The sequence below is a fragment of the Variovorax sp. W1I1 genome (genome assembly GCF_030815625.1).
GTDB lineage: Bacteria > Pseudomonadota > Gammaproteobacteria > Burkholderiales > Burkholderiaceae_C > Variovorax > Variovorax paradoxus_C.
This window is the reverse complement of sequence record NZ_JAUSWZ010000001.1, coordinates 4,271,934-4,288,014: the sequence shown is the minus strand read 5'-3', so window position 1 is coordinate 4,288,014 and position 16,081 is coordinate 4,271,934. Positions and strand designations below refer to the sequence as shown.

The window sequence follows — 16,081 nt, the reverse complement described above, 5'->3', positions numbered from 1 at the left end:
GGTCTTCCAGTTCTCGTATAACCCGCATACGCGGTGGTTTCTACAATCAGAGAATGTTGTTTAACGATCCTGCGGCTGACGCCCACTCTGCGGACCTGCCGCTGCTCAAGAACCTGAACGCGGAGCAGCTTTCTGCGGTCACCCTGCCGGCGGGCAATGCGCTCATCCTCGCGGGCGCCGGTTCCGGCAAGACGCGGGTGCTCACCACTCGCATCGCCTGGCTGCTCCAGACAGGTCAGGTCTCCGCCGGCGGCATCCTCGCCGTGACTTTCACAAACAAGGCCGCCAAGGAAATGATGACGCGGCTGACGGCGATCCTGCCGGTCAACGTGCGCGGCATGTGGATCGGCACCTTCCACGGCCTGTGCAACCGCCTCCTGCGCGCGCACTGGAAGCTGGCCAACCTGCCGTCAACCTTCCAGATCCTCGATACGCAAGACCAGCTCTCGGCCATCAAGCGCCTGATGAAGCAGTTCAACGTCGACGACGAGCGCTTCCCCGCCAAGCAGACCCAGTGGTTCATCGCCGGCGCCAAGGAAGACGGCCTGCGTCCGAAGGACGTGGAGATCCGCAGCGACGACGACCGCAAGAAGGTCGAGCTCTACCAGCTCTACGAAGAGCAGTGCCAGCGCGAAGGCGTGGTCGATTTCGGCGAACTCATGCTGCGCAGCTACGAACTGCTGCGCGACAACGACCCGGTCCGCGAGCACTACCAGCGGCGCTTTCGCCACATCCTGATCGACGAGTTCCAGGACACCAACCGCCTGCAGTACGCGTGGATCAAGATGCTCTCGGGCAACACCGTCGGCGGGCAGTTCACGCCGAACCCCAACAACAGCGTGATCGCGGTGGGCGACGACGACCAGAGCATCTACGCCTTTCGCGGCGCGCGCGTGGGCAACATGGCCGACTTCGTGCGCGAGTTCGACGTGCAGCACCAGATCAAGCTGGAGCAGAACTACCGCAGCTACAGCAACATCCTCGACTCGGCCAACGAGCTCATCAGCCACAACAAGAAGCGCCTGGGCAAGAACCTGCGCACCGACCAGGGCCCGGGCGAACCGGTGCGCGTGTACGAGTCGCCCACCGATCTCGCCGAAGCGCAGTGGATGGTCGAGGAAATGCGCCAGCTCGTGCGCGACGGCTTCGACCGCAAGGAGATGGCCGTGCTCTACCGCAGCAATGCGCAGAGCCGGGTGATCGAAACCGCGCTCTTCAATGCCTCGGTGCCGTACCGCGTGTACGGGGGCTTGCGCTTCTTCGAGCGCGCCGAAATCAAGCATGCGCTGGCCTACCTGCGCCTCTTGGAGAACAAGGACGACGACACCAGTTTCCTGCGCGTCGTCAACTTCCCGCCGCGCGGCATCGGCGCGCGCACGCTGGAAACCCTGCAGGACGCGGCCCGCGCGGCCGGGCGTTCGCTGCACGACGCGGTCAGCGTGGTCGGCGGCAAGGCGGGCGCGAACCTCACCGGCTTCGTCGCCAAGATCGACGTGCTGCGGGAGCAGACGCAAGGCGTGAGCCTGCGCGAGATCATCGAGCTGGTGCTCGACCACAGCGGCCTCGTCGAGCACTACAAGGCCGACCGCGAAGGCGCGGATCGCCTGGAGAATCTGGACGAACTGGTGAACGCGGCCGAGAGCTTCGTCACGCAGGAAGGCTTCGGCCGCGATGCGGTGGCGCTGCCGGTCGACGAATTGCGCCAGTCGCCCGCAAGCCAGGGGATCGACCCGACCCGCCCGGTGCTCGACGAGCCGCTCGCCCCCGACGCCGAGACCGGCGAAACGCTGAGCCCGCTGGCTGCGTTCCTCACGCACGCCGCGCTCGAATCGGGCGACAACCAGGCGCAGGCCGGCCAGGACGCGGTGCAGCTCATGACCGTGCACGCCGCCAAGGGCCTGGAGTTCGACTGCGTGTTCATCACCGGCATGGAAGAAGGCTTGTTCCCGCACGAGAACTCGATGAGCGATTTCGAGAGCCTCGAGGAAGAGCGCCGCCTGATGTACGTGGCGATCACGCGCGCCCGCAAGCGCCTGTACCTGAGCCATTCGCAGACGCGCATGCTGCACGGGCAGACCCGCTACAACGTCAAGAGCCGCTTCTTCGATGAGCTGCCCGAAGGGGCGCTCAAGTGGCTCACGCCCAAGAACCAGGGCTTCACGCCATCGGCCTTCGGCTACGGCGGCGGCTACGGGAGCACGCGCGGCGGCAGTGGCGGCTACAGCGGTGGAAGCAGCGGATATGGAGGCGGTGGCTATGGCGGCAGCAAGGAAACCTTCGCCAGCCCGCCGGTGCCCCCGCAGAAAACCGCGCCGTCGCATGGCCTGCGCTCGGGCATGCAGGTGTTCCACAACAAGTTCGGCGAAGGCACCGTGCTGGCCCTCGAAGGCACGGGCGACGACGCGCGTGCGCAGGTCAAGTTCACGCGGCACGGCGTGAAGTGGCTGGCGCTGTCGGTGGCCAAGCTCACGCCGGTCTGAGGCTGCTACTAAACCTATAGCTGACAGCATAGGCCGGGCGGGCGTCAGCCCGGTTTTTCCGGGATCAGCCGTACACTCCGGACTCGCCAAAACAAGGGGAGTCGGGGATGTGGTTCATAGGCATGATGGCCGGCCTGTTCATTGGGGCGCTGTTCGAATCGGTGCCTGTGGCGCTGGCTCTTGCGCTCCTTGGCGCGTTTGCGTTCGCCAAGCTGTTCGGCAAGAAGAAAAAGGGCGAACCGCAGCGCACCGAAGCTGAGGGCGGCTTGCCGGATGGCCGCGTCGCCGTTACGCCGGCCGCGACAGCACCCGCAGGCGGCGTGCTGAAGCTGCAGCAGCGAGTGACAGAACTCGAGGAGCGCGTCAGCCAACTCGAACGCCGGCTCGCGCAGGGCGCTAGCGATGTAGCCGTCGTCCCGACGGCAGCCGCGCCAATCGGCGACCTCGCCACCTCCATGGCCAGCACGCCGGTTGCGGAGTCGCCTTCGCTGCCGCTGGCTCAACCTGCGGCGGCACAAGCTGCCGAGATGACGCGGCCCCGCATCGCGACCATGCAGGTCCCGCAGCCTGTTGTCGTTGTCGAGAAGCCGGTTGCAGAAGCGCCGATCCCGCCCGCAGCACCCGTCGCTCCCTCCGCAGAAAAACCCGTCGCGCCACGCGCACCTGAGCCCGTTGTCACACCCACGCCGCAGGTCGCGGTGCCGCCGCTGGTTCGCCGCCCACCCCCGCCGCCTCCGCCACCACCGGTCCCGCTGCGCGACCGCTTGCCCGCACCGATCGCCAACCTGATCTTCGGCGGCAACATGCTGGTGAAGCTCGGCGTGCTGATCCTGTTCCTCGGCTTGGCCTTCCTGTTGCGCTACACGGCCGAGCGCGTCACCGTGCCGATCGAGCTGCGCTACGCCGCAGTCGCCCTGGTGGGCGCGGGCCTGCTGGTGCTGGGCTGGCTGCTGCGCCACAAGCGCGCGGGCTATGCGCTGATATTGCAGGGCGCGGGCATCGGCATCTTCTATCTCACGACGCTCGCGGCCATGAAGCTCAGCGGCCTGCTGCCGGCCAGCGTGGGCTTCGCGTTCTTGTTCGGCGTGGCGGTGCTGAGTGCTGCATTGGCGGTGCTGCAGAACGCGCCCTTGCTCGCCATCGTCGCCGCGCTCGAAGGCTTCGCGGCGCCGGTGCTGGCATCGACCGGCTCCAACCAGCCGGTGGGCCTCTTCACCTACCTGCTGGTGCTCGACGTGGGCATCGTGTTGATCGCGTGGTTCAAGGCCTGGCGCGTGCTGAACCTGATCGGCTTCGTGGGCACCTTCACGCTCGCGTCCGGCTGGGCGCACAAGTACTACACCGACGACCAGTACGGCATCGTGCAGCCGTTCCTCGTCGTGTTCTTCCTGCTGTTCACCGCCATCGGCTTGTTCTTCGCGCGCCGAACGCTGTTCGATGCGCCGGTGCAGCCCGCGCAGCCGCTGGCGACGCGCGCGCTGGACACACTGCGCCGCGCCGGCCGGGTCGACAGCTCTCTGGTGTTCGGCACGCCGATGGTCGCCTTCGGCATGCAGTACCTGCTGATGCATCCGTGGGAATACGGCGCCGCCTTCTCGGCGATGGCGCTCGCGGCGTTCTATCTCGTGATGGGGCCGCTGGTGTTCGCCACGCAGCCCAAGGGCCTCGCGCTGTTGGCGGAGGCCTATGCCATCGTCGGCGTGATCTTCGGCACGCTCGCGATTCCGCTCGGCCTCGAAGGGCAGTGGACCGGCGCGGCGTGGGCGGTCGAGGCGGCCGGCATGTACTGGCTGGGTGCGCGGCAGGGGCGTGTCTATGCGCGGGCCTTCTCGTTCCTCGTGTTCGCCGGCGCCGTGTGGAAGCTGCTCGAAGCCACGCAGGTCGATGGGGCCGCCGGGCATCCGCTGCTGCAGGGCTCGGTGATCGGCCCGCTGCTGGTGGCGGCGAGTGCCTTCGCGATGTGGGCCATGCACCGCCGCGCCAAGCTCGATGAAGGCGACCGCCTCGAAGCCATCGTCGGCAGCGCCTTGCCGTGGCTCGGCATGGCCGCGCTCACGCTGCTCTTGTGGCAGTGGTTCACACCGCCCTGGGCCGCGGCCGCGACGGCCGTGCTCGCATCGGTCACCTTCGCGGTTGCCGTGCGCTTCGCGCTGCTGCCGCTCACCTACGTGAGCTTCGGCATGCAGGCGCTGGCGGTGGCGGGCTTCATCGCCACGCTGCACCGCGCAGGCGATGGGCTCGATGCCGGGCGGGCGCTCGAAAGCGGCTGGCAGGGCGCCGCGGCCGCCTGCCTGATCGCCCTCAGCGTGCTCGGCAGCGCCGCCTGGTCGATGCTGCAGGCGCACCGCGCGGCACTCGCGCGCGGCGTGCAGCCGGTGTGGTCGGTCGGCAATGTGGTGGGCGTGATCGCGGGCGTGGGCCTGCTGCACCTCGCGATGCTGTTCCAGATCAGCCTCGCCCAAGCCGCGCTGCTGTGGCCACTGACTGCCACTGTCGTGCTGTGGGTGGCGCTGCGCATGGCGCACCTGCCGCTCGCGGCGTTTGCGGGCGTGCTGCACGCGGTCTCGGCGATTCTCTTCGTCACGCTGGCGGAGATGGGGGGCGACATGCGTGTGCTGCGTCCCGCCTTCGGGCACCTTGGTTTCTGGACGCCGGTGGTGATGGGCCTCACGGCGCTGCTGGCCGGCGACTGGCTGCGCGACGAAGCGCGGCCACGCGCGGGCGAGCCCACTGGCGTGGCGCGCAAGCGCTGGGTCAACGCCTGGTGTGCCCTTCCCCCGGTGCTGTGGACGCCGGTGGTCTGGGGCCTGTTCTGGTGGCTGTTCGGCGCGCTGGACGAGAGCGTCCGGGTGCTGAACCTCCACGCGCTGGCGAGCCACGTGCCGGCGGTCGCGATGGCGGTGGTGCTCGTGACGTCCGTGCTGTCGGCGCTCGTGGCACACCGGCGCGACTGGTCGCAACTCGGCCGGGCGACCCTGGCCACGCTGCCCGGCTTCGGCCTGATCGCCGCCTACGGCATCGCGGGTGGGCCGACGCTGTTCTACGTGCCGTCGAGCGCGCTCGGCTGGATCGCTTGGCCGCTGGCGCTCGTGTGGCACCTGCGCCTGCTGCGCGCGCAGAAGCGCTGGCTCGACGCCTCGGTGCTGACGCCGTTCCACGTCGCGGGCTTCTGGCTCTTCCTGCTGCTCGCGGCGCGCGAATGCCAGTGGCAGCTCGGCCGCGTCGGTGCCGAGTGGTCGAGCTGGCAACTGCTGGGCTGGGCCCTCGTGCCGGCGCTGGCGCTGTGGGCGCTGCGCTCGCGTGTGTTGCTGCAGCGCTGGCCGCTCAGCGAATACCGCAGCGCCTACCTGGAACTCGCCGCAACGCCGGTGGCGGTGTACCTGTTCGCATGGGTCTGGGTCACCAACGCGGTGAGCCCCGGCGATGCGGCGCCGCTGCCGTATGTGCCGCTGCTCAACCCGCTCGAACTCGCGCAGTGGCTCGTGCTGTTCGCGATGGTGCTCTGGTGGCGCGCGCTGCCGCCCGGCTCGTTCGCGCGCGTGCAGCCGATGGTCGCCAAGGGCGCGGTCGGCTTCACCGGCCTCGCGCTGCTGACCGGCATGGTGCTGCGCACCTGCCATCACTACGCGGGCGTGGAATGGCGCTTCGACGCGCTCTACGCCTCGTGGCTCACGCAGGCGGCGCTGTCGATCACCTGGGCGATCTGCGGCGTGGTCGCGATGGTGCTCGGCCACGGGCGCCGGGTGCGCACGCTGTGGATCGCGGGTGCCGCGCTGCTCGGCGTGGTGGTGCTGAAGCTGTTCTTCGTCGAACTGGCGGACCGCGGCGGGCTGTTCCGCATCGTGTCGTTCATCGCCGTCGGGGCCTTGCTGTTGCTGGTGGGGTACTTCGCGCCGGTGCCGCCCAAGAAGGAAGAGGCGGAGCCGAAGACGGCACCGGCTGAAGGAGGTGCGGTATGAGCGATCGTTCGATTCATGTCGTCTTCATCGCGCTGATGGCCGCGGCTGCGGCAGGCGCTGCGCAGGCGCAGCCGGTCACTTCCGCCCCCATCGCGCTGCACGGCACCGGGCCGTACCACCGGCTCACGCTGCCGCTTGCCATCTACGGCCGTGCCGCCTATGGCGACCTCGGCGACCTGCGGGTCCACAACGCCGCCGGGCACGCGGTGCCCTATGCCTGGCTGCGCAACGAGGCGGCCGCGCCGCGCACGGCCTCGCAGGCAGTGCCGATCTTCGCGCTGCCCGGCAATGCCGCACCTGGCGACACCGCACTTGCGTTCACCGTGCGACCCGACGGCTCGCTGGCGCTGGACAACAAGGCCACCCCCAAGCCGAACGACGCGACGCAGTGGCTCATCGACGTGAGCCAGGTCAAGGGCAGTCTGTTGCAGGCGCGCTTCGAAGTCGCGCCCGATGCGCGAGGCCTGTTCGCCTTCCGGCTGGAGGCCAGCGAGGACATGCGGCAATGGCGTCCGGTGGGCGGCGAGGAGCAACTGGTGCGCCTGGCTCACGGCGGCCAGACCATCGAGCGGATGGCGGTCGAGTTGGGCAACCTGCGCACGCGCTTCCTGCGCCTGCGCTGGAGCGATCCGCAACAAGGCGCACCGCTCGCCAAGGTGGAAATCGACAGCGTGCAGGAGGTCGAGCCGGCGGCGCCGATCGAATGGTCCGGCGCGCTGAAACCCGAGCGCTGCGCCGAGGACTACTGCGACTACTCGCTGCCGCGCGGCCTGCCGGTGCAGAGCCTGCGCATCGACCTGGCCGACATCAACACGCTGGCGCAGGTCGGCGTGTCGGGCCTGGTCGATGCCGCACCGGCTTCGGCGCCGCCGCAACAGCAGTTCGTGCCGCGCAACCCGCTCTACGCGTTGCGGCACCAGCAGCGTCGAACGACCCCATTGCCCACCGGCCCGGGCGAGGCACCGCTGCTCGACACGGTCGTGTACCGGCTCGCGCAGGCCGGCGGCGAAGCGCGGTCGCCGGTGCTGGCGCTCGACGGCGCGGTGTATTCGCACCTCAGGCTGCGCACTTCAGGTCCGGTGAGCGTGCTCGGCGCAACGCCGCCGACGATTGCGGTGGGTGCCACGCCGCGCACGTTGGTGTTTCTTGCTCAGGGCGGCGCGCCGTTCTCGCTGGCGTGGAGTGCAGCGCCCGACAAGGGCGCGGTTCAAGGTGCGGTGCCGGGGGCGCCACTCGCGTTGTCTACGCTGATCCCGGGTTACGCCGCAGACAAACCCGTCGTGGCGGACGATGCGTCGGTCACGTTGCCCGTGGCGGCGGTGGAAGCGGCAGTCGCCGCTGCAGCGCTCGCGCCCGTTCCCGAGACGGCGCCGAACGATCCGTCGCGCAAGTGGTGGCTATGGGGTGCCTTGGGTGTCGGCCTGCTGTTGCTCGCAGGCATGGCGTGGTCGCTGTTCGCGAGCCTGCGCAAGGACAGGGCTGCGAGTGATTGACCGGCGACGGTCAGTTCGGATCGAAGCTGTCGCGGAAGGTGAACCAGGTCGAACTCAGCGACATGGCTGCCAGCACCAGCGCCGTGCCGATCATCAGGATGTTGCCGACCGCCACGGCCGCGCCGCCCGCACCCAGTGCGCCGACGCCCACCAGCACGGTGGCCACCAAGCCCATCGCGATGCCGGCCAGGAGGAACACGCCGAACCATGAGAGCACGAAGAGCGCATAGGCGCCGAAGTTGCGGAACAGCGCAACGATGCTGAAGAAGATGCTCTTGACCGGCTCCACGCGGTGCCAGTGCACCAGCGCCGGCGCGTGCCACATGGCCAGCGACAGCGGCAGGTTCAGGCACATCAGGAGCACGCGGGCCAGCTGGAAATCGCTGCTGGCCATCACCTCGGGCGAGATCGCGTCGTCCAGCAGGTAGGCACGCATGAGCTGTCCGCCGTCGACCAGCGCGGTGACCATCACCGCGAACACGAAGTACACCGCCGAGATCACGCCCAGCACCACCAGCGAGCGCCATTCGGCGCGCATGGCGCCGAACACCTCGACGAACATCGCGGAGCCCGTGGGCCGCTGCAGGTCGCCGGGGCGGGTCGCACGGATGAGGCCGTCGGGGTTGCTGTTCTCGTGCGCCACCGAAGTCGCCACCATCAGGCCCAGCGTCATGAAGGGCAGCAGCACCGGCGCGATCACGCTGCCGATGATGGGCAGCACCGACACCATCGAGATCGCCGCCATGAACAGGAAGAACAGGGAGATGAAGGCCAGCGGCTGCTGCCAGAAGGTCTTGAGTCCGGAGCGGACCCAGGCGGCGCCGGTTCGCGCCGGCACGAGGTTGAGTTTCATGGGGTCCGGATCATGCGGCCATGAGCGGCTCGAGAGCCTGCGCCATGGCATGCGGGTGGTTGGCGCGCCAGCGCAGCACGCGCTCGAAGTGCGTGGGGTCGTGGGGCTTGAGCATGCTGGCCTCGCGCGGCAGGTAAAAGTCCCAGAGGCGCGAGATCCAGAAGCGCAGCGCCGCAGCGCGCAGCATCGCGGGCAGCAGGGCGCGCTCGGAGGCGTTCAGCGGGCGCACGGTTTCGTAGGCGGAGAGCAGGGCGTCGGCACGCGCGGCGTCGTGCACGCCGGTGGCGAGGTCGATGGCCCAGTCGTTCAGGCACACCGAGAGGTCGAAGAGCCAGGTATCGGTGCCGGCGAAGTAGAAGTCGAACACGCCGGTGAGGCGAGGTGCCGAACCGGGCTCGCCGTCGGTCGCGAACATCACGTTGTCGCGGAACATGTCGGCATGCACCGGCCCGCGTGGCAGCGCCGCGTAGGCCGACGATTCGGCGATGTGGTTCTGGTAGGCGAGCTCGGCGCGCAGGAGCGCGGCCTGCGATTCGTCGATGTAGGGCAGCACCACCGGAACGGTCTCGTTCCACCACGCGAGGCCACGCAGGTTCGGCTGGATGCGCGGGAAGTCGCGCGCGGCGATGTGCATGCGCGCCAGCATCTCGCCCAGTTCGGCGCAGTGCGCGGCGGTCGGGGCGAGTTCGCTGTGGCCCGACAGGCGCTGCACCAGCGCCGCCGGCTTGCCCGCCACGGTGTGCAGCAGCTCGCAGGGCGCATTGGCGGGCACCGTCAGCGCGTGGCCCTTGGGGGCTTCCACGGCCGGGTCGGCCACGGGTTCCGGCACCGGCAGGCCCCGGGCCGCCAGGTGCTTCATGAGGCAAAGGTAGTAGGGCAACTGCTCGGCGCTGAGGCGCTCGAACAGCGTGAGCACGAACTCGCCGGACTCGGTGGTCGCGAAGTAGTTGGTGTTCTCGATGCCGCCCTCGATGCCGCGCAGGTCGCGCAACGCGCCCATGCCCAGACGCTGGACGAGCGCGTCTGCCTCGCCGAACTCGACTTCGGTAAAAACTGCCATGGGGGTGCTCAGCGACGAGCCGGGGATGCGGGGGACTGGAACGACGAGGGCACGGTCAGAACTTCATCACGTTCCAGACGCGGGCGCCGCTGCTGCCGGAATTCGCGTCGCTCGAACCCCGGGCGGTGCCGCCGTCGTTGGGCAGCACTTCGTAGCCCGGCATGTTCGACTTCGGCTTGACGTTGATGCTCTGCGTGCGGCCGCCGTAGCGGACTTCGTCGACCGAGGCGCCGCTGTCTTCCGTATGGATGTGCTCGATCTTCTGGTTGCGGCGGCCGTCGGCCTGCTCCTGATTTTGTAGCGGCTCCGCCGGTGCCGGGGTGGCAGCGGGCGTGGACTGCGCCTGCGCGGCGGCGAAGGGGGCTGCAAAGGCCAGCGCCAGCAGGATGCGGCGGGCAATCAGGAGTGTGGAGCTAGGCATGCCTTCATTGTAGGCGCGCACCTGCGCCAAGGGTGTCGGTGCCGGGCGCATGGCGCCGTGGTTCTGCGCGCCGGTCCGGGCACGGCAAAATGGCCCGATGACCGACAAGAAAACGCTGCTGCTCGTCGATGGTTCGAGCTATCTCTACCGAGCCTTCCACGCCATGCCCGACCTGCGCGCCGTGCCCGGCGATCCGAAGAGCCCGGCCACCGGCGCCATCCGGGGAATGATCAACATGATGACCGCGCCTGCGCCGCGAGGTGCGCGCCGACTACGCGGCCTGCATCTTCGATGCACCCGGCAAGACCTTCCGCGACGACTGGTATCCCGAATACAAGGCCAACCGCTCGCCGATGCCCGACGACCTGCGCAGCCAGATCGACCCCATCCATGAAGTGGTGAAGCTCCTGGGCTGGCCGGTGCTCACGGTGCCCGACGTGGAGGCCGACGACGTGATCGGCACGCTCGCCAAGATCGCCGCCGCGCAGGGCGTCGAGGTGATCGTCTCCAGCGGCGACAAGGACCTGAGCCAGTTGGTCGACGAGCACATCACCATCATCGACACGATGAACGGCAAGAAGCGCGACGTGGCCGGCGTCACGGCCGAGTTCGGCGTGCCGCCGAACCTCATGGTCGATTACCAGACGCTCGTGGGCGACTCGGTCGACAACGTGCCCGGCGTCGAGAAGGTCGGCCCGAAGACAGCCGCTAAATGGCTGCTCGAATACGGCTCGCTCGATGCGCTGGTCGAACGCGCCGCCGAAGTGAAGGGCGCCGCGGGCGAGAACCTGCGCAAGGCGCTCGACAAGCTGCCGCTGAGCCGCAAGCTCGTCACCATCCGCACCGACTGCGACCTCGAAGGCCACGTCACCGGCCTGCCGTCCCTCGAAGGCCTGCCGGTCGGCGCGCCGCAGACCAGCGAGCTCAAGCCCTTCTACGAGAAGTTCGGCTTCAAGAGTCTCGTGAAAACGCTCGAAGCGCAGGAAGTGCCGCCCGAGCTGATCGAGGAGAACGCCAAGAAGAAGGCCGCCAAGGCCAACACCGATCAGGGCGGCCTGTTCGACGAGCCTTCGGACCTGAGCGCGCTCGACGCCGCCGCGCCCGCGAGCAACCTCAAGTACGACACCATCACCACCTGGGAGCAGTTCGACACCTGGCTCGCGAGGCTCGAAGCCGCCGAACTCGCCGCCATCGACACCGAGACCACCTCGCTCGACGAAATGGTCGCGCAGATCGTCGGCGTGAGCTTCAGCGTCGAGCCCGGCGAAGCGGCCTACATTCCGCTCACGCACAACTATCCCGATGCGCCCGCGCAATTGCCCATCGACGAAGTGCTCGCCAAGCTCAAGCCATGGCTCAAGAACCCCGAGAAGAAAAAGCTCGGTCAGCACATCAAGTACGACCGCCATGTGTTCGCCAACCACGGCATCGAGGTGGAGGGCTATGCGCACGACACCATGCTGCAGAGCTACGTGCTCGAAGTGCACAAGCCGCACGGCCTCGCGTCCCTGGCCGAGCGCCACCTGGGTCGCAGCGGCATCTCCTACGAAGACCTGTGCGGCAAGGGCGCGCACCAGATCTCCTTCAGCCAGGTCGACATCGCCAAGGCCGCCGAATACTCGTGCGAAGACAGCGACCAGACCCTGGACGTGCACCGCACGCTGTGGCCGCAGCTCGAAGCCAACGAGAAGCTGCGCTTCGTCTACCAGCTCGAAATGGATTCGAGCGAGGCGCTCTACCGCGTCGAGCGCAACGGCGTGATGATCGACAGCGCCACGCTCGCCGCGCAGAGCCACGAACTCGGCACGCGCATCATGGCGCTGGAGCAGGAGGCCTACGAGATCGCGGGCCAGCCCTTCAACCTTGGTTCGCCCAAGCAGATCGGTGAGATCTTCTTCACCAAGCTGGGCCTGCCGGTGGTCAAGAAAACGCCGAGCGGCGCGCCCAGCACCGACGAAGAAGTGCTGGAGAAACTGGCCGAGGACTACCCGCTCCCCGCCAAGATCCTCGAACACCGCGGCCTCTCGAAACTCAAGGGCACCTACACCGACAAGCTCGGCCAGCTCGCCAACCCGCGCACCGGCCGCGTGCACACGCACTATGCGCAGGCCGTCGCGGTGACGGGGCGCCTGAGCAGCAACGACCCGAATCTGCAGAACATCCCGATCCGCACGCCCGAAGGCCGCCGCGTGCGCGAAGCCTTCGTGGCACCCGCGGGCAGCGTGATCGCCAGCGCCGACTACTCGCAGATCGAGCTGCGCATCATGGCCCACATCAGCGGCGACGAGTCGCTGCTGCGCGCCTTCACCGAAGGCATCGACGTGCACCGGGCGACGGCCGCCGAAGTGTTCGGCTCCACGCCCGACCAGGTGTCGAGCGAGCAGCGCCGCTATGCGAAGGTCATCAACTTCGGGCTCATCTACGGCATGAGCAGCTTCGGCCTCGCGAAGAACCTGGGCATCGAGACCAAGGCCGCAGCCTCCTACATCGAGCGCTACTTCGCGCGCTACCCGGGCGTGAAGGCGTACATGGACGAGACCAAGGCGCTCGCCAAGGAGCAGGGTTACGTCGAGACCGTGTTCGGCCGGCGCCTGTACCTGCCCGAGATCAATTCGCCCAACGGCCCGCGCCGCGGCGGCGCCGAGCGCGCGGCCATCAACGCGCCGATGCAGGGCACGGCGGCCGACCTCATCAAGCTGAGCATGGTCAAGGTACAGAACGTGCTTGACGAAGAGAAGCGCGCCACCAAGATGATCATGCAGGTGCACGACGAACTGGTGTTCGAGGTGCCCGAGGCCGAAGTCGAATGGGTGCGCACCGAAATCCCACGCCTGATGGCCGGCGTGGCGGCGCTCAAGGTGCCGCTGCTCGCCGAGATCGGCGTTGGCCCCAACTGGGACAAGGCCCACTGACGCGTTACGAAGTTACGAGATACGAGACAAGACCAAAGAAGAACCGCACCCATGAAAATCCAGCCCCGCAAATTCCTGCTCGCCGCCGTCTGCGCCGCCTTCCTCGGCACCGCCTTCGCCGCCCCCGATGCCCGCATCGCCTCGCTCGCCGCGAAAGAAAAGCCCGCGCTGCTCGACACGCTCAAGGAGCTGGTCTCCATCGAGTCGGGCAGCCGCGACCTCGACGGCCTGGAAAAAATCTCCGACCTCATCGCCGCGAAGTTCAAGGCGCTGGGCGGAGAGGTTGAGCTGATCGACCCGAGCGCCGAGGCCTACCGCATGGAAGACACGCCCGAGAAAATCGGCCGCGTCGTGCGCGCCACCTTCAAGGGCTCGGGCACCAAGAAGATCATGCTCATCGCGCACATGGACACGGTCTACACCGTGGGCATGCTCAACAAGCAGCAGTTCCGCATCGATGGCGACAAGGCCTATGGCCTGGGCATTTCCGACGACAAGCAGGGCGTGGCCGTCATCACGCACACGGTGGCCATGCTGCAGGCGCTGAAGTTCAAGGAGTACGGCACGCTCACTGTGCTGATCAATGGCGACGAGGAAATCAGCTCGCCCGGCTCGCGCGCGCTCCTCACGCGGCTGGGCGGCGAGCACGATGCGGTGATGTCGTTCGAAGGCGCCTCCATCAAGGACGACAAGCTCTCGCTGGCCACCGCGGGCATCGCCTCGGTCACGCTGAACGTTACCGGCAAGGCTTCGCATGCGGGCTCCGCGCCCGAGCTGGGCGTGAACGCGCTCTACGAACTCTCGCACCAGATCCTGCAGATGCGCGACCTCTCCGACCCGGCCACGGGCCTGAAGATGAACTGGACCATCTCGAAATCGGGCAGCAACCGCAACGTGATTCCGGCCGCCGCCACAGCGGGCGCCGACGTGCGGGTGCTCAAGGTCGCCGACTACGACCGCATCGAGCAGCAGGTCAACGAGCGCGTGAAGAAGCAGCTGATTCCCGAGGCCAAGGTCGAGCTGAAGTTCGAGCGCCGCCGTCCGCCGCTCGAAGCCACCGCCGCCTCGATCGCATTCGCCAAGCATGCGCAGGCCATCTACAAGGACGAACTCGGCCGCCCGCTGGGTGCGGACGACAAGGCTGCCGGCGGCGGCACCGACGCCGCCTTCGCCTCGCTCAAGACCAAGGCGCCCGTTGTCGAGCGCTTCGGCCTGCAGGGCTTCGGCGCGCACTCGGCCGATGCCGAATACGTGCTGATCGATTCCATCGAACCGCGCCTGTACCTGGCGACGCGCATGGTGATGGATATCTCGCGCGGCAAGACCGGCAACTGACCCCGGCGGCCCCTTCATGCGGCTGCGTCACATCGAGGTCTTCAACGCCATCATGCTGACCGGCAGCGTGAGCGCGGCGGCGCGGCTCATCAACATCACGCAGCCGGCGGTGAGCCGCACCCTGCAGCACGCGGAGCTGCAGTTGGGTTTTCCGCTGTTCCAGCGCGCCAAGGGGCGGCTCTCGCCGACCACCGAGGCGCTCACGCTGTACCCGCACATCGAGCGCCTCTTCGCGCAACTCGACGAAGTGCAGCGGCTGGCCTCCAACCTCAAGGCCGGCAGCGACACGGGCGAGCTGCGCATCCTGAGCGTGCTGGCGCTGAGCTACGAGATATTGCCGCGCGCGCTCAAGGCGTTTCGCGAAAAGCATCCGGGCTACGCGATCACCGTCGAGTCGCTGCACTCGCCGCAGATCATGTCGGCGCTGCTGCTGCAGGAGGCCGACGTGGGCTTCGCCTTCAGCCCCGTGGTGCACCCCTCGCTCACGCAGGAGACGCTGGCCGACAGCCGCATGGTCTGCATCGCGCCCAAGGGCATGCTCCCGCGCGCGCTGGTGCGCAACGGCTCGGTGGCGCTGCACGACCTGGTCGATCGCCCGGTGATCGGCCTGGACAGCCGCGACCCTGTCGGCACCAGCCTGAGCCAGGCCTGCCGGCAGGCCGGCGTCGGCTTCCAGCAGGCGGTGGTGACGGTGCAGACCTACCACGCGGCACTGGCCATGGCGCACCACGGCCTCGGCGTGGCGCTGGTCGACGGCTGCACCGCGCGCTCGGCGGACCGCGAGAAGGTCGATGTGCTCACGCTCGAGCCGCACATCCCGGTGCCTGTGCGCGCGCTGCGCTTCACCGGCCGGCCCGATTCGGTGGCGGTGCGCGGCATCACGCGCTGCATGCAGCAGGCGATTCAGGAAACGCTCTAGACGCGCAGCGGGAAATACGCCTGCAGAGCTTCGTCGGCGCCCGTCCTCGATTCCTCAAGAATCTGTGGCCCCAGGCTCGTTCCCTGCACCGAGAAGAAGTGCAGGTCCTTCAAGCCGATCTGGGCCAGGATGACCGTCAGGTACGGCGTCAAAAAATCCGGCTGCCGTGCGTACTCTCCGGAAAAACTGCCCCCTGAAGCGATGGCGATGAATACGGGCCGGTCGCGAAGCGTGCCGACCTTGCCGCCCGAGCCCGTGTTGAAGGTGCGGCGCGCTCGCACGACGTGATCGATCCACGCCTTCAACGCCGAGGGCACGCCCAGGTTGTGCATCGGCGTTCCGATGACCACGGCATCCGAATCCTCCAGTTCCTGGATCAGTTCGTCGGACTGGGCCATGGAGCCGCCGTGCGTGATCTCGGCCGTTGCCGAATGCTGGCCGAGCGCGTAGTTCGCGTCGATATGGGGCAGGGCGTTGCCGCCGATCACCCGGTTCGTCACCGTTGCAGCCGGCTCGCGACCCATGAGGCGCGCGACGATCTTTCGGGAGAGCCGGTAGCTCTCGGAGGCTTCCCCGCGGGGGCTGCAGACGATGTGCAGGATCTTCATAGTGACCACTTCAGATTCTTGTGAAAGCGAAAGTCTAGGAA

The 16,081-nt window shown here is 68.0% G+C and carries 9 protein-coding genes and 1 pseudogene; 6 read left to right on the top strand and 4 right to left on the bottom strand.

Going from position 1 to position 16,081, the window contains the following annotated elements; translation table 11 throughout:
* Positions 1 to 53: 53 nt before the first annotated feature.
* The 3 genes from QFZ83_RS20150 (at position 54) to QFZ83_RS20140 (ending at position 7,932) form a co-directional block, all read left to right on the top strand.
* Positions 54 to 2,480 (top strand): UvrD-helicase domain-containing protein, encoded by a 2,427-nt coding sequence (locus QFZ83_RS20150; protein ID WP_307509446.1) that lies wholly within the window; start codon positions 54 to 56, stop codon positions 2,478 to 2,480.
* A 107-nt stretch (positions 2,481 to 2,587) separates the two neighbouring features.
* A complete protein-coding gene (locus QFZ83_RS20145; RefSeq protein WP_307509444.1) occupies positions 2,588 to 6,439 on the top strand; it encodes a DUF2339 domain-containing protein in 3,852 nt (1,283 codons plus the stop codon).
* Positions 6,436 to 7,932 carry a DUF3999 domain-containing protein gene (locus tag QFZ83_RS20140; RefSeq protein WP_307509442.1) on the top strand — a complete coding sequence of 499 codons (1,497 nt, stop codon included), beginning with the start codon at positions 6,436 to 6,438 and terminating at the stop codon, positions 7,930 to 7,932. The genes QFZ83_RS20145 and QFZ83_RS20140 overlap by 4 nt, the downstream gene beginning before the upstream one ends.
* Positions 7,933 to 7,942: 10 nt before the next feature.
* On the opposite strand, the gene QFZ83_RS20135 is transcribed toward QFZ83_RS20140, so the two are convergent.
* Genes QFZ83_RS20135 through QFZ83_RS20125 form a run of 3 tightly spaced genes read right to left on the bottom strand, consistent with a single transcriptional unit; the run spans position 7,943 to position 10,266 of the window.
* Positions 7,943 to 8,785 carry a BPSS1780 family membrane protein gene (locus tag QFZ83_RS20135; RefSeq protein WP_306877898.1) on the bottom strand — a complete coding sequence of 281 codons (843 nt, stop codon included), beginning with the start codon at positions 8,783 to 8,785 and terminating at the stop codon, positions 7,943 to 7,945.
* Positions 8,786 to 8,795: 10 nt separating this feature from the next.
* The gene (locus QFZ83_RS20130) at positions 8,796 to 9,845 is read right to left on the bottom strand and encodes a homoserine kinase (protein ID WP_307509439.1); all 1,050 of its coding nucleotides are present in this window, start codon (positions 9,843 to 9,845) and stop codon (positions 8,796 to 8,798) included.
* A 55-nt stretch (positions 9,846 to 9,900) separates the two neighbouring features.
* Positions 9,901 to 10,266: a hypothetical protein gene (locus QFZ83_RS20125; RefSeq protein WP_307509437.1), complete on the bottom strand. Its 366-nt coding sequence runs from the start codon at positions 10,264 to 10,266 to the stop codon at positions 9,901 to 9,903.
* A gap of 97 nt (positions 10,267 to 10,363) precedes the next feature.
* Here QFZ83_RS20125 and polA point away from each other — a divergent pair.
* From polA to QFZ83_RS20110, 3 genes and pseudogenes are all read left to right on the top strand, one after another.
* Positions 10,364 to 13,178, top strand: a pseudogene (gene polA, locus QFZ83_RS20120) (DNA polymerase I).
* Between the two features lie 51 nt (positions 13,179 to 13,229).
* Positions 13,230 to 14,513, top strand: a complete 1,284-nt coding sequence (locus QFZ83_RS20115) for a M20/M25/M40 family metallo-hydrolase (RefSeq protein WP_307509435.1) — start codon at positions 13,230 to 13,232, stop codon at positions 14,511 to 14,513.
* Between the two features lie 16 nt (positions 14,514 to 14,529).
* A complete protein-coding gene (locus QFZ83_RS20110) occupies positions 14,530 to 15,432 on the top strand; it encodes a LysR family transcriptional regulator (RefSeq protein ID WP_306877892.1) in 903 nt (300 codons plus the stop codon).
* Here QFZ83_RS20110 and QFZ83_RS20105 read toward each other — a convergent pair.
* The gene (locus tag QFZ83_RS20105; RefSeq protein ID WP_307509430.1) at positions 15,429 to 16,040 is read right to left on the bottom strand and encodes an FMN-dependent NADH-azoreductase; all 612 of its coding nucleotides are present in this window, start codon (positions 16,038 to 16,040) and stop codon (positions 15,429 to 15,431) included. The two genes, QFZ83_RS20110 and QFZ83_RS20105, sit on opposite strands and share 4 nt — an antisense overlap.
* Positions 16,041 to 16,081: the final 41 nt, after the last annotated feature.

Coding starts and splice junctions, on each gene's coding strand:
- QFZ83_RS20115 (WP_307509435.1), top strand. CDS start 13,230: ATGAAAATCCAGCCCCGCAAATTCCTGCTCGCCGCCGTCTGCGCCGCC.
- QFZ83_RS20130 (WP_307509439.1), bottom strand. CDS start 9,845: ATGGCAGTTTTTACCGAAGTCGAGTTCGGCGAGGCAGACGCGCTCGTC.
- QFZ83_RS20105 (WP_307509430.1), bottom strand. CDS start 16,040: ATGAAGATCCTGCACATCGTCTGCAGCCCCCGCGGGGAAGCCTCCGAG.
- QFZ83_RS20125 (WP_307509437.1), bottom strand. CDS start 10,266: ATGCCTAGCTCCACACTCCTGATTGCCCGCCGCATCCTGCTGGCGCTG.
- QFZ83_RS20110 (WP_306877892.1), top strand. CDS start 14,530: ATGCGGCTGCGTCACATCGAGGTCTTCAACGCCATCATGCTGACCGGC.
- QFZ83_RS20140 (WP_307509442.1), top strand. CDS start 6,436: ATGAGCGATCGTTCGATTCATGTCGTCTTCATCGCGCTGATGGCCGCG.
- QFZ83_RS20150 (WP_307509446.1), top strand. CDS start 54: ATGTTGTTTAACGATCCTGCGGCTGACGCCCACTCTGCGGACCTGCCG.
- QFZ83_RS20135 (WP_306877898.1), bottom strand. CDS start 8,785: ATGAAACTCAACCTCGTGCCGGCGCGAACCGGCGCCGCCTGGGTCCGC.
- QFZ83_RS20145 (WP_307509444.1), top strand. CDS start 2,588: ATGTGGTTCATAGGCATGATGGCCGGCCTGTTCATTGGGGCGCTGTTC.